Genomic DNA, 26405 nt, shown 5'->3' with positions numbered 1-26405 from the left:
CTTTTTTATGGAGACGAGATTAATCACTACCAAACAAATCGCGGGTATAAACTTTATCGGCAACATCAGCTAATTCTGACGTCATGCGGTTAGAAATAATAATATCTGCTTCATTTTTGAACGCATTAAGATCACGCACAACTCGGGAATGGAAAAATTCATCCTCTTCCATGACCGGTTCATAGATAATAACGGGCACGCCCTTTGCCTTGATGCGCTTCATGATGCCCTGAATCGATGAAGCCCGGAAATTATCGGAACCACTTTTCATGATCAAACGGTACACGCCAACCACCTTAGGCTTACGCGCAAGAATAGAATCTGCAATGAAGTCCTTACGCGTACGGTTCGCATCAACGATCGCGCCAATAATGTTATTCGGCACAGACGCGTAGTTCGCCAGCAACTGCTTAGTATCTTTCGGCAGACAGTAGCCACCATAGCCGAATGACGGATTGTTGTAGTGATTACCGATACGCGGATCCAGGCACACACCTTCAATAATCTGCCGTGAGTTCAAGCCAAGACTTTCTGCATAGCTATCCAGCTCGTTAAAGTAAGCCACACGTAACGCCAGATAGGTGTTAGCAAACAGCTTGATGGCTTCAGCTTCAGTCGAGTCGGTAAACAGCGTCGGAATATCTTTTTTAACCGCACCTTCCTGCAACAACGCAGCAAACCGCTCGGCGCGTTCAGAGCGTTCACCAATAACGATACGGGACGGATGCAGGTTGTCGTACAGCGCACGGCCTTCACGCAGGAATTCTGGCGAAAAGAAAATATTGTCGATACCTAACTGTTCTTTAATGGAGTTCGTAAAGCCAACAGGAATCGTTGATTTAATTACCATCACCGCATTTGGGTTGATTTCGACCACATCGCGGATCACTGACTCGACGCTGGAGGTGTTAAAGTAGTTCGTTTTCGGATCGTAATCAGTCGGTGTAGCGATGATGACGTAGTCCGCGTCGCGGTAAGCATCATACTTATCGGTCGTTGCACGGAAATTCAGCTGTTTTGTCGCCAGATACTCTTCGATCTCTCTATCAACGATCGGCGATTTTTTCTGATTCAGCATCTCGACCTTCGTCGGAACGATATCCAGAGCGACCACTTCATGGTGCTGGGCAATCAGAATACCGTTCGACAAACCAACATAACCTGTTCCTGAGATAGTTATCTTCATTCGCTGTGTAACTTCTTCCGGTTAAACATTTGAGGGTGAACACGCTGCAAACAACGTCGCGCATCGGCTCTGCATTGCACCAGTATATCGTGCTTTGCTACAACACCGGATATCAGACCTGACTGAATCCCATTTTTTGGCAATAAAAAAGCCCGGAGGAGCGCTCCGGGCCTGCATTTACAGTTAGACTAAATCAGATTAATCCAGCCATTCGGTGTGGAACACACCTTCTTTATCGGTGCGTTTATACGTATGTGCACCAAAGTAGTCGCGCTGGGCCTGGATCAGGTTAGCCGGCAGCACCGCAGAACGGTAGCTGTCGTAGTAGGCTACCGCTGCAGAGAAGGTCGGTACCGGAATACCGTTCTGCACAGCGTAAGCCACTACATCACGCAGCGCTTGTTGATATTCGTCAGCGATATTTTTGAAGTACGGAGCCAGCAGCAGGTTAGCAATGCCTTTGTTTTCAGCATAAGCGTCAGTGATTTTCTGCAAGAACTGCGCACGAATGATGCAACCTGCGCGGAAGATCTTCGCGATTTCACCGTAGTTCAGATCCCAGTTGTATTCGTCAGACGCAGCACGCAGTTGAGAGAAGCCCTGCGCGTAAGAGACGATTTTACCCAGGTACAGCGCGCGACGAACTTTCTCAACAAACTCTGCTTTATCACCAGCCGGTTGAGCCTGCGGGCCGGACAGTACTTTAGATGCCGCAACGCGCTGGTCTTTCAGAGAAGAGATATAGCGAGCGAATACGGATTCGGTGATCAACGACAGCGGTTCGCCCAGATCCAGAGAGCTCTGGCTGGTCCATTTACCGGTACCTTTGTTCGCCGCTTCGTCCAGGATCACATCAACAAGGTATTTACCGTCTTCATCTTTTTTGGTGAAGATGTCTTTGGTGATGTCGATCAGGTAACTGCTCAGCTCGCCTTCATTCCACTCGGTGAAGGTAGTTGCCAGCTCTTCGTTAGACAGGTTCAGACCGCCTTTCAGCAGAGAATAGGCTTCAGCAATCAGCTGCATATCGCCATATTCGATGCCGTTGTGAACCATCTTCACGTAATGGCCTGCGCCGTCAGCGCCAATATAGGTCACGCACGGCTCGCCATCTTCCGCAACGGCTGCGATTTTGGTCAGGATCGGCGCAACCAGTTCATAGGCTTCTTTCTGACCACCAGGCATGATGGAAGGGCCTTTAAGAGCACCCTCTTCACCGCCGGATACGCCAGTACCGATGAAGTTAAAACCTTCAGCGGACAGTTCACGGTTACGACGGATAGTGTCCTGGAAGAAGGTGTTACCACCATCAATGATGATGTCGCCTTTATCCAGATACGGCTTCAGGGAATCGATAGCAGCATCTGTGCCTGCGCCTGCTTTAACCATTAACAGGATACGACGTGGGGTTTCAAGAGACTCGACGAACTCTTTCACCGTGTAATAAGGAACCAGTTTCTTACCCGGGTTCTCGGCAACAACTTCTTCAGTTTTCTCGCGGGAGCGGTTGAAGATGGAGACGGTATAACCACGGCTTTCGATGTTGAGCGCCAGGTTGCGCCCCATCACTGCCATACCGACGACGCCGATCTGTTGTTTGGACATTATGTACTCCTGTCAGGTGTGGTCCCCGCGCGACGTATGCACGGCTTGAATATCTTTAGTGAATATTATCCTATAAAGATTAATTTTAAAAGTTATCAAAATAGGGAATGCAGAAACTCGCACAGTTAAAGTCAATATGCTTTTTGTGCGATTAAATTAGAGATTTTTATTGAAAATGCGTCCACAAATTTTTCGAATATTATAGAAAATGGAATTAGAATAATAAACGTAAGAACAACAACCAATAGAGAAGAATACCAAAAGCCAACATTGAGTAGTGATAAGTAGTTAAAAACCGGTATAGTGAATATGTAAATCACACTAAAATGTATCAAGTATATAGAAAACGATAACTTCCCTAAGTAATTAAAGAAATCAGATCCAAAAAAACGGCTCATTATATTAAATTTTACAACCGAAAGAACAATCAACAAACCACCCAAAAAGTTAAGCACCGGATAGACATATGCAATATAAGTTGGGTTAATTGATACAGCCAGATCATAAAACAAAGTATAACTGACACTACTATCATGAACACCAATAAAATAAAGACCTAAAAATAACACACAATAAGAATATCTGGGAGAGGCGGTTACCTTAGACATACGTATTATCGCCCCAACAATAAAGCTTAACATACCCAATAAAAAAATAGCATTCATATCAAAAAACAATAAAAAAAGAAAACCAAAAGATAATTTAACCGCATTTTCAAAAATATTCAAAAGTAGATAGGTAAATAATAAAATAGATCCAAAAAACTCAATCTGCATCGTCCATAAAACCGGATTATATTTAGCCTCACCATATAAAAATGACTCAACCGCTCCATAATAAATACTCTCAAAGAACCCATAATTTTTATAGACCGAGTTTGAGAACCAGAATGAGACATTGTTTAGATTCACATCAAAAAAACAAATTAAAACCCACATGATTACACAAGACAATATAGCTGGTATAGCTAATCTAGGATAACGTTTAATTATTGATACCCTGATCTTTTTTAATTTATTTTGAGCGGATTCAATGCTAGCTGAAAGTACATAGCCACTCAAACAAAAAAAAATAAACACAGCCCCTGTACCAGAATAAAAAAATGACAAAGGTGAATCATGTATTACTTGTAATACAGGACTTACAGGGAGATTACTTTTATAAAAGTTATGCATTTGGGGGTAAAAAACCAACGATAGATGTGATAATACGACACTAAGACATGCAATACCTCTAAGCGACTCAGCTGATTTTATCTTTCCCATATATTCACTTCATTATTATATAGTAAGCTAACTAAGAAAATAGAACTATATTTCTATACGTGCTGCAACACATAATAAAATTGCGCCAGAAACAAATACGTGCTGCTAAACGTGGTTAATTACAAAAACATAATCTATTTTCTTAGATGTTTATAAAACAATCTTAATATTGAAATTGGAATTAACCTTGGCAAAGATCTAATAAAAAACACCGTTACTGCACCATATAAACTATGCAATTTTAAATCATACTTCAATACAGCCAGATGATATTCACTGACTACATACTTAAGGCCACTTCGTCTCTTAAGCATATCATCTCCGACCCTAACCCTCACAAGGGACTGCTCTATATTTGCCACCTGAAAACCTGCTGCTATGGTTCTTAACCAAAGATTATAATCTTCCATAAAATGGTGATGTTGATATCCACCGATTTTTTCAATTGCTGATTTTCTAAAACATACTGACATATGATTAAATGGATTTCTAATTATACAGTACTTCTTGATGTCTGAATATGTAATAGGAACTAATCTTTTCCCAATAATTATATTCTCATCCGTAGTGAACTCTTCGATATTACTTCCCACAATGATAATATCAGGGTTTGCTAGTAAAAAGTTGTACTGGGTTTCGAATCTGTTTTCTAAGCATATATCATCAGTATCCATTCTTATGATGATATCATTACTGCATATCTTTAGTCCTAAGTTTAATGCCTTACCTAAACCAACATTCTCTTTGAGTGGCAGTATTTTAAGAGGTAAAAATGTCTTCCATTTTTCAATTGTCGCCGTCAACTCCGTTGAGATCGCTCCATCAAGAACTATTATAATTTCATTCGCATGAATAGTTTGTTCAAACAGACTCTCAAGGCATCTATCAAGATATTCAGGTTTTTCTTTCATATAAAGAGACATTAACACTGAAAACCCATTGCTATTATCCTTTAAGTTTACCATTATATACTTCCTTATATTTTTGAGACATGACCTTCACGCTGAAATATTGTTCAAAACTGTTAGTTATATTTTCTCGCTGACTGTCCTTTATTACAATGGCATGCTCGAACGCCTTAATTACAGAATTTAAATCTGAAGAAGAGACAAGAAAGCCACTACGAACTTTATTGTGAATCTCGCGATGTGGAGGTATATCTGAACATATATAATTTTTTCCAAGGGACAAACTTTCCAAAAATGCTAGAGGACACCCCTCTGCAAACGACATGGATACATAACAATCATAATTTTCTATAAGAGATACTGGATCACCTGATGTGCCATGAAAGATTATGTTATCCCCTTCATATTTTTTCCTTAACTCTTCAGCACTCGGTCCATCACCTATAATATGTAGCACATCATTATTCCCCTTATTCAGAAATAAACTAAACCCACATAGAAGAGGTTCTAAATTTTTTCTTGTATTAATTACACCCAAATAATAAAAATCAACATGTTTTTTATCAGATATTTTTGTATGATTGAAATCATTTTGGCTATAAACACCATTGCATACAGCATATGATTTAATATCATAATTTCTTTGGCAGTAATCTCTAACCGCTTCTGAACAAGATATTCTCAACTTTATTCTCTTTAATGCAAGCCTATTAAAAAGCCCCATTAATTTCCCAACAACATATCCTTTACTATATATATAATCCACATCAATGAAATTGTGAATTGTTGTGCATGTTATGCTCTTTTTATTGAAAAATGAAGCCACCCCCAACATTACATCAGGTATAAGACAGTGAGAGTGAACAATATCATAGTCACAACTTATTACATCCAATAGCATGGCTTTTATTGAAACTACTTTTACAGTAATACCCGCCGAAGTAAGGCTTTGCAGCATATCACCACTTTTTAGTGCTAACACTGTAATGTCATATTCTTTTGCCAGTTCAATCGCCAAACTGGACATAACATTAACTGGTCCACATTTTTTTAAACTAGGAATTAAATATGCTATTTTCATGTTTAAATTTAATTAATCTACTAATAAGCCTGAATGTGAGATATTGAAACTGATAAGGAGAAATCAAAGCTGATATTATAGAATAGAAACATTTTAATATAATTTTATTTTCTATAAGAGCTTTTTTTAAAATATTATTTGAAATGTTATGTAATTTATTACCTATATTAGACGATTCAAAATTTTCAATACTACTCTGTTCTTTACCAAATTTAATTCTCTGCTTGTGCAATTTCCAAGCAATATTAAATTTCCTTCTCTGATCCCATCCATGTAAGCTTGCTGTGTTGGTATCATGTTTACGTATTGATACTCCATAATAATTCTTTATATTTGAAATTTGATAACCTAAATCGATTGCTCTTAATATAAAGTCATAGTCCTCCACACCATCTAAACGGTAGTCCCCAACTTCCATATAAACCGTCCTCTTTGCAAGCCAAATATGAAGCATTGGAGTTTCATAGCGAAGTAATTTTATTAAAAGGTCAGTATTTCCAGAGTAATCAGCCTTACTTATAAATTGGCCATTCTCTGATATGGTTTTAACTGATGTTCCGACCATATCAAGGTTATGATCTTTTAAGAAAGAAAGTTGCTTCGAAATTCTATCACAATCACATCTATCATCGGAATCAAAACGTAATATATACTCTCCTTGAGCTTCCTGAAGTCCTTTGTTTAAAGCCGCTGAAATCCCCATATTCATTGGCATAAAGAAAACTCTAATCTTCTCACTTCTGTACTTTTCTAAAATTTCTTTTGTATTATCTTTAGAACCGTCATCAATTATAATAAGTTCCCAATTCGAATAGTCTTGCTTTATTATGTCCTCAATTGCAAATTCAATATACTTTGCGCTATTATAGGTAGGCATTAATACACTAACTTTATTTTTTATAATTTCCATCTTTCACCTCTAAATAAATCAACCAAGAAATCACCACATAGAAATATGGCAATGCAATTGGTGAAAAAGATAACCCCATAATCATAATAGGCATTATGGCTAACCTACAAAGGGTATACTTTAAATATAGATATAAAAAAATCAACAGATATAAAAATAACCCTAACACTCCAGTCTCAATGAAAAGCGCTATGTATATATTATGCGGCCCAATGCCTAAGTAAGTAAAGGTGTTTCCAAATCCAACCCCAGTTATTATATTTGTTACAGTAACATTACCTAAGTATGTGATGAAAAGTTCAAAAATATAAAATTTACTTTTGAAACTACCGTCTGATTCTATTTTATCGAGTAAAAAGTAAAATGCAATAAGTGCAACTAGACATATTCCTAGTATACTAAGCAATCTATATTTTTTATTGTTATTATAAAAGAACATTGCTTCAAAAATTACAATTCCGATATATGCCGATCTCGAAAAAGTCAAAACAATCAGAATAAATAAAAATAAAGACGTTAAATTTGTTTTCTCATCATTCTCACGACCAGCTACACGACTAAGTATGTAGTAACAAGTTAACACCATGGCTACAAAATTGGAGTCTTCAAAAGCTATGCTGTTTACTTTATAAATATAAAAAGTATCTAATATTCCAGAAGACAATTCATCGCTTTGGTAATTATAATCAGGATTACGAATTCGAATTAATGCTTCAATAGCATAAAAAATCACAACAAGAACCAAGGCAAATTTTATTTTACCAGAAGTTCTTTTAATTAAATTTGGCAAAAATAATATGACAACTATTGAACTTGTGAAAATCAAAGTTGCATATTCACCCTCAAGAAAAACTTGAGTGCACCATAAATAAAAGACAAATGAAAAAATTAAGAAAGCTAAAAAAGTCGATATTTCAACTTTTTTATAAATGATACACAGAAGTATCAATGCAATAGAAAATATTAAAGCCACATATGCAGGCTTTACTAGAAAATTGCGCAGATAAATCCCAGAAAAAGCTGTTAACATAAAAACAACACAATTCTCAATCGAGAACTTCATTTTCCTATTGTTTCCTTATATAGATTACGATGCTGTTCAATAAATTTTTTCTGCGAAAAAAAATCATGAACTATATTTTTAGTATTTATTTGGTAACCTTCATTAACCTTATTAATTTCATCCTTAACAGCTTCAAGTAACTTATTTCTATCATAGCAAGGTACAGCATTAACCCCACCAAATAAGGTCCCAAACTCACTAAGGACAGGTAATTGATAAGAAACAACTGGAATATTCATTTCTAATGCCTCAGCTGCCGCTAAGCAAAAACCCTCATAAAAAGACGGAACTATTTGCAGAATAGACGCATTTAAAAAAGTTTTCTTTTCTTCATTGCCCAACCAACCAAGGGCCATAATCCTTTCTTTTTCCAGAGAGTTATAAACTCGTAAAGACTCAGAATCAGAATCAACTCCGATTAAAACCAGCGAGGTATAATCATACAAATTTTTAATATTATCCCAAACATATAATACATCGGGTATATTTTTCTCTTGACTATCTCTCCCTACGAACACTATATTTTCTCGTTTCCCTGATTCATTGATATCAATCGTAGTAGCAGCAATTGGATTGAATATTTTAACAACTCTATTTTCTTTTATTTTAATTACATCCAATAACAAAATCTGAACAGAGCTAGATATCGCAATCCATTTATCTGATAAAAAACCACCAAAAATAGAGTGAAGTATTTTAATAATAAATAATCTTCGACCTTTCTTTAGTAGATTAGGATTGTTGGCATCAATCCCAAAATCACTGTGTAGCGTAGTAACAACTTTCGCCTTAAATATTATCGAGCAAAATCTAATAAAAATCATCCATCGCAATGAGAACATATGGCTATGTATCAATTTAATGTGATTCTTACGTAAAAACATAAAAAGCGATAGAAAGTTTTTGAAATACACTTTCTGTGAGCTTTCACATTCACTTTTTTGAGTGAATCCATAAATAATAGTAAAAGGAGCAGACATATTCAAAAAAAGATTATTTGCGATCGATTCAACCCCTCCTTTACTTGAAAAAGGGACTATCTGAAGTATTTTGTTTTTTTCCATGTCAACCAAACCTTTAAACATGTAGAGATACCCTCAGAACAAAGCAATGCAAAAAGAAAATATTCTGCCCCTTTGTCTGAATAAGGAATAAAAACAAATAGCATAAATGTTATTGATGATAATATAATGGCGTATGTTACTTGTTTAAAAAGACCACTAGTGAATAGGACTAAAGAAGAAAGAATATTCCCAACAGTAATTACAACTATAATAGGTATAATAAGAAACAGCAACCCTTCTATTTGGGGGAATTGTTTGAGTTTTGAAATATAGTTCGTCATATATGGATATATATTTACAGTTATTACCCCACCAATCATTTCAATAAAAACATATATTAGTAACACGCCAGACACTATTTTATTTTTTTTAACAATACTATTTAAATCTGAAATTTTTGAATATAGTACATTATTTATAGAATCTAAAAACCCAGTGACTGCTCTTATTATTTTGTCGCAAATAGAATATATTGCGATTGTATTATAGTTGTTATTTGTAACAATTGCCATAAATGGTTGAACCAACATAGTGAGAAAAAGACTAGCTAATGACGAACTAAAGCCTGGTAAAATCTGTTTAAATGTTAGGAGAACTTTATTTACGGAAATATCATTTACATATTCATGCTGTTTTTCATTAATTATCTCTCGCCTTAGGATAATAAATCCAATCAAAGACGATGTGATATACCAGCCATTCATGCCCATAACCACTAAGTATGTCGGTAATCTATAATAAATAAATATAAAGACAAGGATTGTAAAGCATAATTTAGATATAATATTTAATAAAAAAATAATTTTGAAATTTTGTTTCGCAATAAAAAAATAATTAACATTTAAAACACAAAATATCAGAGGCCAGCCCCCTAACAAAAAAATATTAGAACTTTCATTTATAAATAATAACAAAAGCAAGTAAATAACCACTGAGGACACAATAAAAAAAGTTAACTTTATTGTGACAATCTCAATGACTTTTGACCAGCATTTTTCTATTGAGAGCGAAGCAAAAATATTCTCTAAATTCAACTGAGTGATTAATGCAATAATAGAAGTTAATGCAAGTGCTAATGAAATAACTCCATATCCTTCTAAACCATAGCCAGCAATGCAATACGGAATAATTAATAATGGGAGGACATAGTTAGTCCCAGTACTTAACATTGAAAAAAATATATTCTTTTTCATGGGATGATTAAATCTTTATACAAAGCTACCGCCCCTGGCTTATCAGCTACCAGTGCACTAAAATTTTTAAATTAACATATACCACTAGTAATTACATCTTATAATATATGCTTGTTATTTAACTGGCATTAACAAAACCATATGTATGTTAATGCCATCGATTACTTAATATCTTGTTACCTATAATGACTAATATGCTATCGCTGTGCTTTTTATTTAGTCATATAAAAAGATTAGATTTTTTTTTCTAAACATTTCATTATGCTTTTATGAAAATTTTGCCCTTCTTTCAGATTCCGCAACCCATACTTAACAAACGCCTGCATGTAGCCCATCTTTTTACCACAGTCGTAGCTGTCGCCGGTCATCAACGTAGCGTCAACAGACTGTTTTTTAGCCAATTCCGCAATGGCATCCGTCAACTGAATACGTCCCCAGGCACCTGGTTGGGTATGCTCTAATTCTGCCCAAATATCAGCAGACAGCACATAGCGGCCTACGGCCATCAGATCGGAATCAAGAGTCTGCGGTTGGTCTGGTTTTTCGATGAACTCAACGATGCGGCTGACTTTACCTTCGTTGTCTAAAGGCTCTTTGGTCTGAATAACAGAGTACTCGGACAGATCGCCTTCCATGCGTTTAGCCAGTACCTGACTACGCCCGGTTTCATTGAAGCGTGCAACCATGGCAGCCAGGTTGTAACGCAGAGGGTCCGCACTCGCGGTATCAAGAACGACATCTGGTAACACGACGACGAACGGGTTATCCCCAACGATTGGGCGAGCACAGAGAATTGAATGACCCAGCCCCAGCAGCTGAGCCTGACGAACGTTCATGATAGTCACGCCAGGCGGACAGATAGACTGCACCTCGGCTAATAGCTGGCGCTTAACACGCTGCTCAAGCAACGATTCGAGTTCGTAAGAGGTGTCGAAGTGGTTCTCAACCGCGTTCTTAGACGCGTGAGTCACCAGAACGATTTCTTTGATGCCTGCAGCTACAATCTCGTCGACAATGTATTGAATCATCGGCTTGTCAACGATCGGTAGCATCTCTTTTGGGATTGCCTTTGTGGCCGGCAACATGTGCATCCCCAAGCCCGCTACCGGGATAACTGCTTTCAAATTAGTCATTCTCTCTCCTACCTCTTAACGGCTGATAAAGTATAGACTTTAGCCGTACGTTAGCCAGTATTGCTGGCTCCATCCTTAACACGAAATAACCAGGTTAAGGTAAACCGAATGCAAACTCTACACTTCACCAGCGCCAAGGTGAACTCGGATTCCTCGGAAACGAACTCATCTCGTCAGTTTTATAGCATTTCCGAAAAATCGAAGTTAACTAAGCCCCTGGCACTCTACAAACAACAATCACTCAGAGACAAACGTAATGTCATCTTTCTTATCGTGCAAAAATTCGTATTTCAAAGTGCGATCCAGCCCCTGAGACAATGTATAAGGTGCGACAAAACCGGATGAGTGGACTTTCGTTGCATCAAACTGTGTGGTGGCACAGAACTTCTTCACGCGCACAGAGCTAACAGCATATTTTTTGCCGGTCACTTTACCCAAAATATCAAAGCAATAGCCACCTAACATGCCTAAAGCGTAAGGTAAGTGTGCTGAGGGGATTTTTTTACTTAAGCTCTGTTCAACTTCGGTAACCAGTTGATTCATATTCAGATCAGGTTTATCAACGTAATTATAAACCTCATAACCAGCAGTCACATTCTTCAGTTTATACTTGATAAACTCAACAATATTACCCACATAAGCCATTGATTTATAATTCGTACCAGCCCCAACCATCATAAACTTACCGCCAGCGATCTGCTTCAGCAGATTATAAACGTTGCCGCGGTTGCGTTCGCCAAAGATAACAGTTGGACGAATGATAGTCAGCGAACGATCATCAGGCGCTTTAGCATGCCATTCACGAAGAACCTCTTCCGCTTGCCACTTGCTTTTACCGTAGTGGTTGAAGGGATCGTGAGGATGATTTTCATCAGGGTTGGTTTTGTTCAGGCCATAGACCGCAACAGAACTGGTGAAAATGATGTTCTTAACATCATTTTTCTCCATAGCGGCCAATACATTGCGCGTCCCCTGAACATTCACATCATAGTAGAGTGAAGTAGGACTGACATCATCACGGTGTTCAGCCGCTAGCAACACTACTGTATCATAGCCTGACAGCGCCTGATCCAGAACTTGTTGGTCGCGAACATCACCGATTTGCGTGATTTGCGGATAGAAATGACTCTGCTGTTTATCCAGATTCTTGATATCAAAATCCGCAACAGCCGTCTCCAGGAGTCTGGTCCCCACGAATCCGGAGGCACCGATGAGCAAAACTTTATCGTTCATAAATCACTTTGTCTGTTCGTAACACAAGAAACATATGATAAAGATGAGCGTCTTCCCTGAGTAGTCAATGCTGCCCAGCCCCAGCTTTAACAGTAATTGGGTGATTATAATCTTTTAGCCAATGATATCCAGTAAGAATATAGTGGGGTTACCTCCCCTACCCCGGTAGCCGAAAATTCACCGCTTCGACATTCACCACCTGATGGTTTACCCGGTCAATGTCAACTGAACTTTGCCCGCTTTCGTTTACCGCATGGATATTCGCCAGTGATAGCAAGGTGTCCTGCTTAGCCATAAACTTGCCGCGCACATCCTGGCGTAGATCGAATTGCATCTTGAGCGCGGGTCCTGTTGCGGATTGCTGCATCACTCTGATGTTACGTAAAAAAAGATGCTGCGGTTGGTTGTGCAACTCAAGCGTGGCTCGCTTCATCTCAACGTTGGTAATGGCCACGAACGACGTTGCATTACCTGATGAGATCTGAATGCCGCGTAATTTATATTCAAGTTTCGTGTTATCCAGATGGATATTATTTAACTTAAAGTTCTGCGGAATGGATAAATATCGTCCTTTAATAACACCGTAGCCAATGAGCATACCTGCGCTATTTTCCATATTGATATTATCAATCACGAAATTATCGCAGCCATAAATAGCGACCGTCGCATTATCAATGCCTGCTTTCTTACTAAAATCTGGGGTAATATTTCGTGCAGTGATATTACGAATGATAAAATGTTTGCCGTTCTCTACATGAACTAGCTGTCGACAGTCGGTACCGGTGATATTCGCCACCACAAAGTTTTTTACCGCCAGCTCATCGGGATAGGTATTGTCATAGGTACTGCCCGCCAGTCCGATGCCGATGCCCCAGTTCACGTTGCCATTGGTACAGTTAATACGTTCAATGACATGGTCAGAAATGAGGATGTTGCTGTCGTTGATCGCCACATTCCACTCAATGGCATCTCCCTGTAGATCGCTAAAACGGCAGTTTGTAATCTTTACGCCATCCATCCGGTTATGAAAGCCCTGACGCAGGATCCCATAGTTAGCGCGCGTGACGGTAATATCCTGAATAGTCAGATTGCGCATCAGCCTCGGTGTTTTGCCGCCGATATAGATTTGCGTCACTGGCCCGAAACCACTCATGGCAATCCCTTTTATCACGCAATCCGAACCGCGCACATCGAGAGTAACGTTTCTCAGGCTCCCGCCCTGATCGCCCATCACCTTACATCCATCCTGCAGAACAAAGCGACCACGGCCATTGCCGCTGATTCTGCCTTGCAGGTGTAGCGTTTTGCCAGGCGGAATAACGATAGCGGTATTGAGATCCTTGCATTCCAGTTCTTTGGGTACGACTACCGTTTGTCCTTCTTTGAACGCCTGCCTGAAAGAAGCGACCCAATCCTTTGGGTTGTAATTCTGAATGTTGACACTGTCCGATGATTCAAGCGCCCGGACAACGGGAGAATGCAGTACGACAAGCGCAGAGCCTGCCGTCAGAAAAGTACGGCGTGAGAGTTTGTTCTCTGACATACGGCCTCGATTTACATCGTTTGCAGCAGACTGGCTAACTGTTTATTGATCGCTAACTGATTAAATTCAGTTTCAATTTTTTCTCGCGCACACTGCACAATCGGCTGTACCTGCTCACTGTCGAGCAGGCTAAATGCCGCTAAACGCTCTGCCAGTGCCTGCGCATCGTTTTCCGGTGCCAGCCAGCCAGATTTACCCGACTCAACCAGCTCAGGGATCCCACTGTGGACAGTAGAAATTACCGGTATACCTACCGCCATCGCCTCCATCAGCGCCACCGGGATCCCCTCCATATCGCCGTCTCTTCCGGTAATCGACGGCAGCAAAAATACATCCGCCTGCTCAAGCATCTCCTTTACCTGATGGCTGGGCTTAAAGCCGGGCATCTCAATCACGTCATCGAGTTGATATTGCTCGATCAGTGTGCGTAAACGACGCTCCCAAGGGCCTATACCCAGAATGCGATAACGAAATGAAACGCCCTGCTCTTTTAACTGACGACAAGCTTCGATGGCGACGTGCAGTCCTTTTTTCTCGGTTAACCGGGCGACAGAGATAATTTCCAGCGCTGCAGCTGGTGCTTTCAGTTGGCGAGGGGTAAAACGCGTCATGTCGATACCCATACGCGAAACCGCGATTTTATGCGGCGGGCATCCCATGTTTTTTAAACGTCCGGCCCAGAGATTGCTGATGGGTAACATCAAATCTCCACGTTGAAACAGCTGCTGATACTCAGGGGTATAGCGGGTAAGCACATCCCGATGCGAAACATCGACGCCGTGAAATACCGTAGCGATTTTTCCGCGGATCATCCCAAGCTCACGCAGCTTGGCGGCCGTTACGCCTGCTGGCCCAAAATGAGCAATAAAGACATCCGCTTCAAACCCCCGCGGATTCCCACCGCAAATGGCCGCCAAAATCAGATTGCGCGCTTCTTCGCCATAGCGTGCAACATTAAGCGCTTTCCAGGTCGCTGCGCGGGTGAGACCGTGCAGAGCCGCCGCGGCCCTATATTTCAGCTTCGCCAGTTTGCTTTCCGGTTCATTCAGCAACCAGCGCGTTTTTTCACCCAGCCGGTAGGTATTAAATGAGGCATGCGTATTTTCAAGATCGCCCTTCTGCAAAGCGACAATCTCCACGTCGTAGCCCATATCGATAAATGCGGTTATCTGATTGAGTACAAAGGTCTCAGAAGAGAGCGGAAATTTAAGCAGGAAAAAGCCAATCTTCATTTTTCCCCCTCAATACGCGTTAAAACCGACTGCACCATGCGTACCCCGCGTTCGCGTTCGCGTGTCACAGCATCCCCAAGCCGTATGTTCAGTTCAGGTAGCTGTCCGAGGGTATCGGCGACCTTTCCTTCCAGGCTGCCATCGAGCAGATGGCGAATATCGACAGCCATCTCCGGCAACCCCAACTGTTGCATGATCCCTGCCGATTTATGCTCGTAGTTAATGGCGATGGCTGGCGTCATAAAATTCATCGAGATAATGGCCGAGTGCAACCGAGTCCCCACCGTCAGATCGCATGCCCCCAGAATCTTCCCCATCTCCAGATCGTTAAGTTCATCCATCACCACATGATATCGGGCCGGGTCGTTAACATACTGGCGCAGGTTTAACGCCACCATGCGATCATCTTTGTTGTAACTATCAATACCGGTGCAGGTTGACAGCGCTATCACCTGGTAACCTTCGTCGAGTATGCGGTTCACTACCCCGGCAAAGGCTTGCTCATAGGCCTGCTGCGTTGTCCCCAGACGCTTATCAAAAGGCGCCAGCTCGCGCAATGTAATGGCAACGGTCTTCTGTTTAGCCGCCATGTCTAACCAGTGCTGTACCGCATAACCTGGCTCAAAATCCTCATGATGATTGTCGACAAGCCAGGCCGTATCTACGCCTGTTTCGACTTTATCCGTGGTAATTGCGCTGCGCTTCATCAGATCCAGACTGACGGATTCACGTAAAATCAATGCATTACAGTGGCCAAACACGTAGTTCGCCAGTTGATTAAACTGCTCATCCTGGAATGGCCCCACGCTATGACCAATCATGTACAGCGGTTTTTTTGCCATAAACGAACACAACGCATGTTCAAACTGCGGCACACCATACAGATCGACAAAGAACGATCCGCCGACCTGGATGATGGCGTCATAGCGCGACAACAAACGAACAAAATCGGTAAAGCCCTGGGCGATAGCGATATTGCGCAGATTACCGGAGTCGGTAACACGCGAGAGCAGTACCTGGTGCTGATAGCGACGACGCAGCACTTTCTTCACGCGCCCCATAACACCCGCTGCGTTGTTGTGTTGCTTCATCTGCGAATACAGCGGATCGCCCATCACCGGGCGGTTCAGTAACCATGAGGAGCTCACTGGGTAACGGCTCATAACATCCACTTCAGTCTCGGGACGCAACGCGTTAATGGCATCCAGCAAACCGCGCAGGATCGCGCTATCCCCTCGGTTCCCGCAGGTATGGTTGCCCAAAATTAATAGTTTCATTTTGACCTCTTAAAGCGTTGTTCTTATCCTGCACGGAGCAAGGTTTTCATTTTTTCACTGCGACAGAGCTGGCGTTTTATTTCCACCACCAGCGGATGACGCGACAGCACCATCATTAGCGCAAACGCCAGCGCCCCTGCCGCTATCTGGCTCCCCAACAACACGCCCAACGACAGCTGGTCATGCAGCATTACGCCCAGCGCATAGCCCACTACAAGGGTTGGCAAGGAGAGATACAACGGCAGCCAAAGACTGAGCATGTACTGGCGGTAGCTGGAGCCAAGAACAGGTTTAATCATCACGAAATAGCTGAGGACGGTGTTAATCACCTGGACCAGCAAAAAGCCCAGCGTCACGCCAATCGCTCCGGCCAGATGTCCACCGATGAAAATGGCGGGAATAAACAGAAAGGTTTTGAACACATTGAATTTAAAGCTGATATCGACCCGCGCCTTCGCCATCAGCAGTGAACCGATCGGGTTCCCCACCGAGCGCAGCAGCCCAACAATGCACAGCAGTTGCAGGATGGGGATAATGCCATTCCACTTCTCGCCAAATACCAGTGGCACCACGTTATTCGATATCACCATCAGTCCCAGTAGCGCCGGGAAGTTGATAATCCCAACCACCGACAGCAGCTTGTAAAAATTCACCCGTAGCTTTTCACTGTCGTCCTGGATTTTGGCAAACGCCGGAAACAGCACGCGGGTGATAATCGGGTTCAGTTTGATCGGGGGGACAACCGCCACATTCCAGGCGAGATTGAATCCACCCGCCACGCCAGCTCCCAACGTGCGGGCCAAAACCAGCGTGGAAAGGTTGGTATTGATGTAATTGATGATGCTGTCTGCCGTCAGCCACGCACCAAAACGCAGATTCGACGAAACGGATGCCAGCGAAAAATGCAGCCCCGGACGGTAAATCCGGCGACCAAAATAGCCGAACAGCAGCGTACGTAGCGTACTGTTTACCAGATACCCGAGAATGGCCGTCAGTGCGAGCGGCCAGAAATGGGCGCTGACTACGGTAAAGGTAAAACCGGCCAGTACCGAACTGGTTTCAATCATGCCAATTTTGTTGAAGGCCAGCTCTTTTTGCATCAGCGCGCGAAACTGCTGCCCGTGCGGTATCACCACAAACGCCAGCGATAACGTTTTGATGAGCGGTGCCAGTTCTGGGTTATTAAGTACGCTGGCAATCGTCTCGCTCAGTAGAAACATCGCCACGCATACCACGATACCCAACCCAACGTTGAGCCAGTACAGCGTGGTCAGTTCAAGATAGCCAATCTCTTTGCGCTGAATAATTGAGTTGGCGATACCAAAGTCAGACAACGTATCTGCCAGCGCGATGATCACCAGCGCCACGGTTAACAACCCGAACTGGTGGTTATCAATAATCCGTGCCAGTACGGTCATCTGGATAAGCCCCAGACCAATGATGATCACCGTGGCAATCGCCGACCACTTTGCGCCGTTCAGCGTTTTTTCTCGTAAGCTCATGTTAATACGCCGCTTTGTTGACAAAGCCTTTGAATACCGTCAGAAAAACAATTTTGATATCGAACCACACGCTCCACTCGCGAATGTATTCGAGGTCAAACTCCACACGTTTTTCCATTTTTTCCAGCGTATCGGTTTCACCGCGCCAGCCGTTGATTTGCGCCCAGCCGGTAATACCCGGTTTCACCTTATGGCGTAACATGTACCCCTCGATCAGCTGGCGGTACTGTTCGTTATGCGCCACCGCATGCGGGCGTGGCCCAACAATAGACATGCCCCCGGTCAGCACGTTAATAAACTGCGGCAGTTCATCGAGTGACGTTCGGCGCAGGAAATTCCCCACAGGGGTAACGCGCGGATCGTTTTGCGTCGCCTGCGTCACCACCGCGTCGTTTTCCATCACTTTCATCGAGCGAAATTTCCAGACTTTGATCGGCTTCCCATCCATGCCGTAACGGGTCTGGCGGAAAATCACCGGACCTTTGGAGGTCAGTTTTACCAGTAGCGCTATGCCACACAGCACCGGAGAAATAAGCAGCAGGATCAGCGAAGCCAGCACGATATCTTCCGCGCGTTTCAACAGGCGATTAATCCCCGAGAGCGGCGTGTCATACAACGGCACCACCGGAACGCCATTCATCTCTTCAATCCGTGAATGCAGAATGTTGAAGGTAAAGACATCAGGAATAAGGATCACTGAACAGGTGGTATCGGCCAGCTCGCGAACCAGTTTTTTGACGCTAGCGCCATCGCTCATCGACATGGCGATATAAACGTTATGAATACGAGAGGCTTTGGCGTCGTCCACCAGTTGTTGCAGATTACCGGCCCAGTCGCGGGAGTTTTTTCCAGGGATAGGATCGTGATAGACCCCTGCCACTTCAAATCCCAGCCACGGTTCATGGCGAAAGCTGTCCAATAGCATTTGTCCGGCGGGCAGGTCCCCTGCCACCGCCACCCGGCGAGTGTTATACCCGCGATTACGCAACCATCCCGCGCCGTAGCGAATAAACGAACGGCTCAACACCAGGCCAACACTGGATAGCAGATACCACGCCAGCCAGACGGCGAGACGGTTATCAAAATCGTTATTAAAGGCGATCAGACCTGCGCAAAAAATCAGACTCAGCGTCCAGTTTTGCAGCAACAGCACCAGCTCAGTGGAAATTTTGACACCGCGCCAGGAGCGATAAAAATCCGTTATGCCACCGAGCATCTGAAAAACGACCAGCGTGATCAGCGCCACCAGCAGGTGCATGTACAGGAAAGGCAAACCGCTTAATTCGCAGATTACCCACAACCCGCCAAACATGATGGTGATATCTGAAAAGCGTTGTACCATCGAAATTAACGACGCATTGGTTTTGGCGCGCTCGCGCTTCTTTAGATGTGTCATCGTGGTTCCTGTTAGTCACCCTTTGCCCAGAATCGGGCAAAGGAAGCACCAGCATTACTGATTTAGTAACGCCAGAAGAGTGCGCGTTCGCGCTTCCATCAACGGAATATCTCCGCGCGATTCCACGTTCAGGCGCACCACCGGTTCGGTATTGGAAGAGCGTAAATTGAAGCGCCAGTCGACAAACGACATGCTGATACCGTCCGTTCTGTCCACCGACAGCGCCTCACGAGAAAAATGCTGCTCCACGCGCGCAATCGCTGCCGTCGGCTCTGCCAGCGTACTGTTTATTTCACCACTCGCCGGGTAGGCCACCATCCGGTCACGGACCAGTTCGCCCAGCGACTGTCCTTTCAGACACAGCAGTTCCGCCACCAGCAGCCACGGGATCATTCCGCTGTCGCAATAGGCAAAATCGCGGAAATAGTGGTGCGCGCTCATTTCGCCACCATAAATGGCATCTTCATGGCGCATCAGCTCTTTGATAAACGCGTGCCCGGTTTTAGACATCACCGGTTTACCGCCTGCCGCCGTCACCACATCCACGGTGTTCCAGGACAGGCGTGGGTCGTGGATAATTTTCGCCCCCGGATTCTTCTCCAGAAACGCTTCCGCCAGCAGGCCGACAATGTAGTAGCCCTCAATGAACTGACCTTTTTCATCGAACAGGAAGCAGCGGTCAAAATCACCGTCGAAGGCAATCCCCATATCCGCGCCGTGTTCAATCACCGCGTTACGCGTGTCTGCCCGACACTCCGGCAGCAGAGGGTTGGGAATACCGTTGGGGAAGTTGCCATCCGGCGTGTTGTGAATTTTGATGAACTCGACCGGCACGCCCAGCGCCTTAAAACGGGCTTCAATAGCGTCAACCACCGGACCTGCCGCGCCGTTACCGGAATTGAGCACCAGCTTCATCGGTTTCAGGTTGGCGGGATTGATGTAACCCAGCAGGTGGTCAATGTAGGCATCACGGGTAGTAATGCGCTGGTAGCGGCCACGTTTTGTCTCATCAACCATCGGGAAGTCATTGGCTTCCGCCAGGCGCTGCACGTCGCGCAGACCGGTATCTCCGCTGATGGGCCGTGCCCCTTCCCGCACCAGCTTCATGCCGTTGTAATCCATCGGATTATGGCTGGCGGTCACTTCAATACCGCCGTCAATGCCCAGGTGGAAAGTGGCAAAATAAATCTCTTCGGTGCCCGACATGCCAATATCCAGCACATCCACCCCCGCGTCCTGTAGTCCTTTCGCCAGCGCCAGCTTCAGCGTCTCACTGGTCAGGCGCACATCGCCGCCGAGGACAATCGTTTTAGGCTTCAGGAACTCGCCATAAGCGCGGCCGATACGCCACGCGATATCTTCATTCAGCTCTTCGCCCAGCCTGCCGCGAATATCGTAGGCTTTGAAACAGGTTAATTTCGTCATGATTTACCCTTCTTCAGGCAACAGGAGGCCCTGACTCTTAATGAGCCTTTTAATGAGTGTTAAATGCATTTCCCGGCGCGCTTCGCTTATCGGGCCTACGGTGTTGTAGGCTGGATAAGCGCAGCGCATCCGGCATCAGGTACGCCCGTATCTGTCCGCAAACCGCACCACATCATCCTCATCGAGATAAGATCCGGAACGCACTTCAATCAGATCGAGCGGGATTTTCCCCGGGTTCTCCAGACAATGGGTCGCCCCCAGCGGAATATAGACAGACTCGTTTTCAGCGAGCAGTTTGATGTCATCATTGATTGTCACCTTCGCGGTCCCAGCCACCACAACCCAATGTTCAGCCCGGTGATGATGCATCTGCACGGACAATCCCTCACCGGGTTTAACGGTAATCCGCTTCACCTGGTAACGGTCTCCGGCATCAATAGAGTCGTACTTGCCCCATGGACGGTAAACTTCACGGTGAATATGGTGCTCATGACGTCCGTCAGCTTTAATTTGCTCCACCACTTTTTTGACGTCCTGCACCGCGTTGCGATCGGCGATCAGCACCGCATCTTTGGTCTGCACCACCACCAGATCCTTCACCCCGACGGTCGTCACCAGGCCAGACTCGGCATACACGTAGCTATTTTCCGTTTTATGGCTAATGACGTCACCATGATGCACATTACCTTCAGCGGTATGGGCGCTGATTTCCCACAGCGATGACCAGGAGCCCACATCGCTCCAGCCTGCGTTCATGGGCATCACCACCGCATCGGCCGTACGTTCCATTACCGCATAGTCCACAGACTCTTCCGGGCAGGCGAGAAACGCCTGTTCATCAACGCGGATAAAATCGAGATCGGGATCAACCGTACTCATGGCGTTTTCGCAGGCCTCAAGAATGTCGGAGCGATATTTTTTCAGTTCTTCCAGATAGCGCCCGGCCCGGAACAGAAACATGCCGCTGTTCCAGTAGTAGTCGCCGCTCGCCACGTAAGCCTGCGCGGTTTCCAGATTGGGCTTTTCAACAAACTGCGCCACCTCAAAAGCCACGGCGTCGGTATTGGTCGGCGAAACCTCGCCGCGACGTATATAGCCGTAGCCGGTCTCCGGCTGGTCCGGCACGATACCAAACGTCACCAGCTTACCCGCGCTGGCATACGACATTGCATTGCGAACCGCCTCTCGAAATGCCTCTTCATCGGCAATCATGTGATCGGCCGCCAATACCAACAGCAGCGGATCTTCCCCCGGACTTTGACGTTTTGCCGCCAGCGCGGCCAGCGCTATCGCCGGTGCAGTATTGCGCCCGGCGGGTTCGAGAATAATATTCTCAGTCAGCTTGTGCAGTTGTCGTAGCTGTTCCGCCACGATGAAACGGTGTTGTTCATTACAGATAACCACCGGGCTTTCGCACTCCACACCGTTCAGACGACAAATCGTTGTCTGCAGCATGGTGAGATCGCCTTTCAGGCACAGAAACTGCTTTGGATATAGTACGCGGGACAGAGGCCATAAACGGCTACCCGAGCCACCGGCCATCACCACCGGAAAGAGTTTGTTTTGACTCATCATGTACCCCGAATATCTGCAATAAATTGGCTCAGCACGTTTTCTTTATCCAACGTGCGTTCGGCATACTCACGTGCCACCGTGTTAATCTTTGGCATGGTTAACGCCTGTTGAATCCCGCCAACCAGCGCACTCACTGATTCAGGCTCGACACACACCGCGATGCCTGGGTGAGCGTCACACAGCTGCCCCAACTCGGTCTCAGGTTCGGCGGTAATCACCGCGTTACCACCAACGGCGAGGATATTGGTCAGTTTGGAGGGCAATACGGCATCCGCCGCACCGCGCTTTTGTACCACCAGATGACAGTCCGCCATCTTGAGCAACGCAGGCAGCGCGTCATAAGATTGCAGCGGAAAGAACTTCACATTGTTCAGGCCGCGTTCGCCAGACATACTCTCCAGCCGTGCTTTACCTCCGCCCTGCCCGACAATCACAAACATCCAGGGCTGTTCGCTCAACAGGGCCGCTGCGTCAATCACACTTTCCAGCCCTTGCTTTTCACCGATATTGCCTGAGTAGAGAATGATTTTTTTATCATCAGGCAAGCCCAGTTGCTGGCGCAACGCCAGAGCATCGGCGTCGCTCACGTCACGAAAGCGCGCTACTTCTGACCAGTTCGGAAAGAAAATGACCTTCTGTGCATCAACGCCCTTCTCCTGCGCTTTATTCATCATTGAGCGAGAAATGGTCGAAATATGATCCATATTCAACAGCCCACTGCGCTCAAAGGCGCTGGCCAGTTTTGCCACCGCGCCACGCTTGCCTTTGCCTGCCATGCCAAGCCCCAGCATGGCATCGACTTCGTAATCCTGAATATGCAGCAGCGTGCGCGCCCCGGACAGCTTCGCCAGCAGGCGCATGCCCGGCGTACAAAACAGCGTTGGCACTACCCCAATGATGCGATCCGGCTTCCAGCGGCGCTGCGCCAGCAGCGGGAAGAAACTGCTCAGGGCAAAACTGCCTAAATGCAGCAAGCGCTTGAGCGTAGAAGGCTGCTCAGGCACATACAGCGGACAACGCCAGACGATGGCATCGCCCTCTTCACGACGATAGCGCCAGGATGAATAGCGACCGTTGACCTTCCACTGCGGATAATAAGGCGGCGCAGTGATCACCCGTACGTCATGCCCCTGTTGCGCCATCCACTCCACCATTTCACCGGTGTATTTACCGATACCGGTCAACTCCGGCGAATAGTTGATGCCATACACAAGGATCTTCATAGCCCGGGTACTCCGGCCTGACTCTTCTCACAGAAGTAAGCCCGGCTGTTGTCGTGCACGTGGTCACTGGCCAGGATCTCTTCAATTGTCAGCCAGCGGTACGCGTCATGTTGAACATCAGGCAGTTGCAGGTCGTTTTCCGACACCCGCAGACGAAATCCCAGCACGATGTAATGCGTTGAGAAATCTTCCCCGGAAAAGTTGTCGTCATAGAAGTGCTGCCAGACCCCGTAAAACTCTGCAGCGGACAGCGGTAAACGTAACCCCAGCTCAGCGTCAGTCAGCCGCTCAAAGGCCGCGCGCAACGGTTCATCTTTTTGCACCCGACCGCCGGGCACGAACCAGTACCCCTGCGCCGGACGATTGAGGCGCTTGCCAAGCAGAAATTCGCCTTGGGCGTTTTCCACGATCAAATCGATGGAAATCAGCGGAGTTGAACGTACAACGGTGGCAAAATCCTCATGACGTAAAAACATGCTTACCCCCGGTAACGCTGCTGGTTTTCAAGGAACCACTGATATGTACTGGCAAGCCCCGCTTCCAGAGATATCTCGTGATACCAGCCCAACTGATGCAGACGCGTAACATCGAGTAATTTGCGCGGCGTGCCGTCCGGTTTGCTGGCGTCAAACACCACGCGCCCCTTGTAACCCACAACCTGTGCGATGGTCTGGGCCAGTTCACGAATGGTGCAGTCCACACCGGTGCCCACGTTGATATGCGACAGCATTGGTTGGGTATATTCCTGCAACACTTCCTGAGCCAGCTCCATCACGTGGATACTGGCCGCCGCCATATCGTCGACATGCAGAAATTCACGCATTGGCGTCCCGCTTCCCCACACCACCACATCCGGCGTATTTTGCTCGCGAGCCTCATGAAAGCGGCGCAGCAGCGCCGGGATCACATGCGAATTACTCGGATGAAAGTTGTCATGCGGTCCGTACAGATTGGTCGGCATCACCGAGCGATAATCACGGCCATACTGTCGGTTATACGATTCGCACAGCTTGATACCGGCAATTTTGGCAATCGCATACGGCTCATTGGTCGGTTCAAGTGCCCCCTGCAACAGTTCACTTTCGGCGATTGGCTGGGTAGCTTGTTTGGGATAAATACAGGATGACCCGAGGAACAACAGTTTATTCACGTTATGCAGATGCGCTGCATGAATAATGTTGCTCTCAATCATCATATTTTCATAAATAAAATCAGCAGGATAAGTATTGTTCGCCACAATCCCCCCCACTTTTGCCGCCGCCAGATACACCTGGTCAATACGTTCAGCGGCAAAGAACGCCTGCACCGCACCGGCGTCCAGCAGATTAAGCTGGTCGCGGGTACGCAGCACCAGTTCTACGTTATCTCGCTGAGCCAGTTGTCTGACGATGGCGGCCCCCACCATCCCGCGATGGCCCGCCACAAAAATACGTTGTGTCTTCATCCTCAGTACTCCAGCGCGATGGCGACCTCGTAACCGTGCGACTTGAGCAGGGAATGTTTCTTCGCCGCATCAAGATCGTTGGCAACCATTTCCGAGATCATCTGGCGCAGCGTGATTTCCGGTTTCCAGCCCAGTTTTTCATGTGCTTTGGCCGGATCGCCCAGCAGCGTTTCCACCTCAGCCGGACGGAAGTAGCGCGGGTCAACGGCAATCATGACATCCCCGGGTTTCACCCCCGGCGCATCGTGTCCGGTCACAGAAACCACGATGCCTTTCTCATTCACGCCCTCGCCTTCAAAGCGCAATTTAATCCCCAACTGAGCGGCCGCCATTTCCACGAACTGGCGCACGGAATACTGCACGCCGGTGGCAATCACGAAATCTTCCGGCTTATCCTGCTGCAGCATCATCCACTGCATCCTGACGTAATCTTTGGCATGCCCCCAGTCGCGCAGTGAATCCATGTTGCCCAGGTACAGGCAAGACTCCAGCCCCTGAGCGATGTTGGCGATCGCCCGGGTAATTTTGCGAGTGACAAAGGTTTCGCCGCGGCGCGGAGATTCGTGGTTGAACAGAATGCCGTTACAGGCATACATCCCGTAAGACTCGCGGTAGTTGACGGTGATCCAGTAGGCGTACAGCTTGGCAACAGCATACGGTGAACGCGGATAGAACGGCGTGCTCTCTTTCTGTGGAATTTCCTGTACCAGACCATACAGTTCAGAGGTGGACGCCTGATAAAAACGGGTCTTTTTCTCCAGACCAAGGAAGCGGATCGCCTCCAGCAAACGCAAGGTGCCGATCGCATCAACGTCTGCGGTGTATTCCGGTGAATCAAACGACACCGCAACGTGGCTCATGGCGCCCAGGTTATAGACTTCATCCGGTTGGACTTCCTGTAAAATACGGGTCAGGTTGGAGGAGTCGGTCAAATCGCCATAGTGCAGATGAAATTTGGGATTGCCTGAATGCGGATCCTGGTAGATGTGGTCCACACGTTCGGTGTTGAATGATGAAGCGCGACGCTTAATACCGTGTACTTCGTACCCTTTTTCCAGCAGGAGTTCTGCCAGGTAAGAACCATCCTGCCCGGTTACGCCAGTAATGAGAGCGACTTTTGACATGTTATAACCTCTTCAGTGATCCC

Annotated in this window: 22 protein-coding genes; all 22 read right to left on the bottom strand. The window is 45.6% G+C overall.

Annotated elements, in window-relative coordinates; genetic code table 11:
• Positions 1-19: 19 nt before the first annotated feature.
• Positions 20-1186, bottom strand: coding sequence for a UDP-glucose 6-dehydrogenase (gene ugd / locus SK35_RS08980; RefSeq protein WP_048215977.1), 1167 nt, complete (start codon positions 1184-1186; stop codon positions 20-22).
• A 198-nt stretch (positions 1187-1384) separates the two neighbouring features.
• Positions 1385-2791: an NADP-dependent phosphogluconate dehydrogenase gene (gndA, locus tag SK35_RS08975; RefSeq protein ID WP_048215976.1), complete on the bottom strand. Its 1407-nt coding sequence runs from the start codon at positions 2789-2791 to the stop codon at positions 1385-1387.
• Positions 2792-2922: 131 nt separating this feature from the next.
• Positions 2923-4056: an acyltransferase family protein gene (locus tag SK35_RS08970; RefSeq protein ID WP_048215975.1), complete on the bottom strand. Its 1134-nt coding sequence runs from the start codon at positions 4054-4056 to the stop codon at positions 2923-2925.
• Positions 4057-4190: 134 nt separating this feature from the next.
• Entirely contained in the window at positions 4191-5021 is an 831-nt protein-coding gene (locus SK35_RS08965) for a glycosyltransferase (protein ID WP_048215974.1), read from the bottom strand.
• Positions 5002-6045 carry a glycosyltransferase family 4 protein gene (locus tag SK35_RS08960; RefSeq protein ID WP_082193821.1) on the bottom strand — a complete coding sequence of 348 codons (1044 nt, stop codon included), beginning with the start codon at positions 6043-6045 and terminating at the stop codon, positions 5002-5004. Before SK35_RS08960 ends, SK35_RS08965 begins: the two co-directional genes overlap by 20 nt.
• Positions 6020-6955 (bottom strand): glycosyltransferase family 2 protein, encoded by a 936-nt coding sequence (locus SK35_RS08955; RefSeq protein WP_048215972.1) that lies wholly within the window; start codon positions 6953-6955, stop codon positions 6020-6022. The genes SK35_RS08960 and SK35_RS08955 overlap by 26 nt, the downstream gene beginning before the upstream one ends.
• Positions 6936-8018 (bottom strand): hypothetical protein, encoded by a 1083-nt coding sequence (locus SK35_RS08950; RefSeq protein WP_048215971.1) that lies wholly within the window; start codon positions 8016-8018, stop codon positions 6936-6938. The genes SK35_RS08955 and SK35_RS08950 overlap by 20 nt, the downstream gene beginning before the upstream one ends.
• The gene (locus tag SK35_RS08945) at positions 8015-9082 is read right to left on the bottom strand and encodes a glycosyltransferase family 4 protein (RefSeq protein WP_048215970.1); all 1068 of its coding nucleotides are present in this window, start codon (positions 9080-9082) and stop codon (positions 8015-8017) included. Before SK35_RS08945 ends, SK35_RS08950 begins: the two co-directional genes overlap by 4 nt.
• Complete coding sequence (locus SK35_RS08940; protein WP_048215969.1) at positions 9055-10275, bottom strand: oligosaccharide flippase family protein; 1221 nt, start codon at positions 10273-10275, stop codon at positions 9055-9057. Before SK35_RS08940 ends, SK35_RS08945 begins: the two co-directional genes overlap by 28 nt.
• A 233-nt stretch (positions 10276-10508) precedes the next feature.
• Complete coding sequence (galF, locus tag SK35_RS08935; RefSeq protein ID WP_048215968.1) at positions 10509-11408, bottom strand: GalU regulator GalF; 900 nt, start codon at positions 11406-11408, stop codon at positions 10509-10511.
• A gap of 237 nt (positions 11409-11645) precedes the next feature.
• Positions 11646-12641: an SDR family oxidoreductase gene (locus SK35_RS08930; protein ID WP_048215967.1), complete on the bottom strand. Its 996-nt coding sequence runs from the start codon at positions 12639-12641 to the stop codon at positions 11646-11648.
• A 157-nt stretch (positions 12642-12798) separates the two neighbouring features.
• Complete coding sequence (wcaM, locus tag SK35_RS08925) at positions 12799-14184, bottom strand: colanic acid biosynthesis protein WcaM (RefSeq protein ID WP_048215966.1); 1386 nt, start codon at positions 14182-14184, stop codon at positions 12799-12801.
• A gap of 11 nt (positions 14185-14195) precedes the next feature.
• Positions 14196-15416, bottom strand: coding sequence for a colanic acid biosynthesis glycosyltransferase WcaL (gene wcaL / locus SK35_RS08920; protein WP_048215965.1), 1221 nt, complete (start codon positions 15414-15416; stop codon positions 14196-14198).
• Positions 15413-16693 (bottom strand): colanic acid biosynthesis pyruvyl transferase WcaK, encoded by a 1281-nt coding sequence (gene wcaK / locus SK35_RS08915; RefSeq protein WP_048215964.1) that lies wholly within the window; start codon positions 16691-16693, stop codon positions 15413-15415. Before wcaK ends, wcaL begins: the two co-directional genes overlap by 4 nt.
• Positions 16694-16716: 23 nt before the next feature.
• Complete coding sequence (wzxC, locus tag SK35_RS08910) at positions 16717-18195, bottom strand: colanic acid undecaprenyl disphosphate flippase WzxC (protein ID WP_048215963.1); 1479 nt, start codon at positions 18193-18195, stop codon at positions 16717-16719.
• Position 18196: 1 nt separating this feature from the next.
• Complete coding sequence (wcaJ, locus tag SK35_RS08905; RefSeq protein WP_008785190.1) at positions 18197-19591, bottom strand: undecaprenyl-phosphate glucose phosphotransferase; 1395 nt, start codon at positions 19589-19591, stop codon at positions 18197-18199.
• Positions 19592-19645: 54 nt separating this feature from the next.
• Entirely contained in the window at positions 19646-21016 is a 1371-nt protein-coding gene (gene cpsG, locus SK35_RS08900) for a colanic acid biosynthesis phosphomannomutase CpsG (protein ID WP_048215962.1), read from the bottom strand.
• A gap of 135 nt (positions 21017-21151) precedes the next feature.
• Entirely contained in the window at positions 21152-22588 is a 1437-nt protein-coding gene (cpsB, locus tag SK35_RS08895; protein WP_048216412.1) for a mannose-1-phosphate guanyltransferase, read from the bottom strand.
• Positions 22588-23814 carry a colanic acid biosynthesis fucosyltransferase WcaI gene (wcaI, locus tag SK35_RS08890; RefSeq protein WP_048215961.1) on the bottom strand — a complete coding sequence of 409 codons (1227 nt, stop codon included), beginning with the start codon at positions 23812-23814 and terminating at the stop codon, positions 22588-22590. Before wcaI ends, cpsB begins: the two co-directional genes overlap by 1 nt.
• Positions 23811-24290: a GDP-mannose mannosyl hydrolase gene (locus SK35_RS08885; protein ID WP_048215960.1), complete on the bottom strand. Its 480-nt coding sequence runs from the start codon at positions 24288-24290 to the stop codon at positions 23811-23813. Before SK35_RS08885 ends, wcaI begins: the two co-directional genes overlap by 4 nt.
• A 2-nt stretch (positions 24291-24292) precedes the next feature.
• Positions 24293-25258: a GDP-L-fucose synthase gene (gene fcl, locus SK35_RS08880; protein ID WP_048215959.1), complete on the bottom strand. Its 966-nt coding sequence runs from the start codon at positions 25256-25258 to the stop codon at positions 24293-24295.
• A gap of 2 nt (positions 25259-25260) precedes the next feature.
• Complete coding sequence (gmd, locus tag SK35_RS08875) at positions 25261-26382, bottom strand: GDP-mannose 4,6-dehydratase (RefSeq protein WP_003036748.1); 1122 nt, start codon at positions 26380-26382, stop codon at positions 25261-25263.
• Positions 26383-26405: the final 23 nt, after the last annotated feature.

It is taken from the genome of Citrobacter sp. MGH105 (genome assembly GCF_001037485.2).
In the GTDB taxonomy this organism is placed as follows: Bacteria; Pseudomonadota; Gammaproteobacteria; order Enterobacterales; family Enterobacteriaceae; genus Citrobacter; species Citrobacter portucalensis.
The sequence above is the reverse complement of the archived record's forward strand: the minus strand, read 5'-3'. Positions and strand labels throughout refer to the sequence as shown.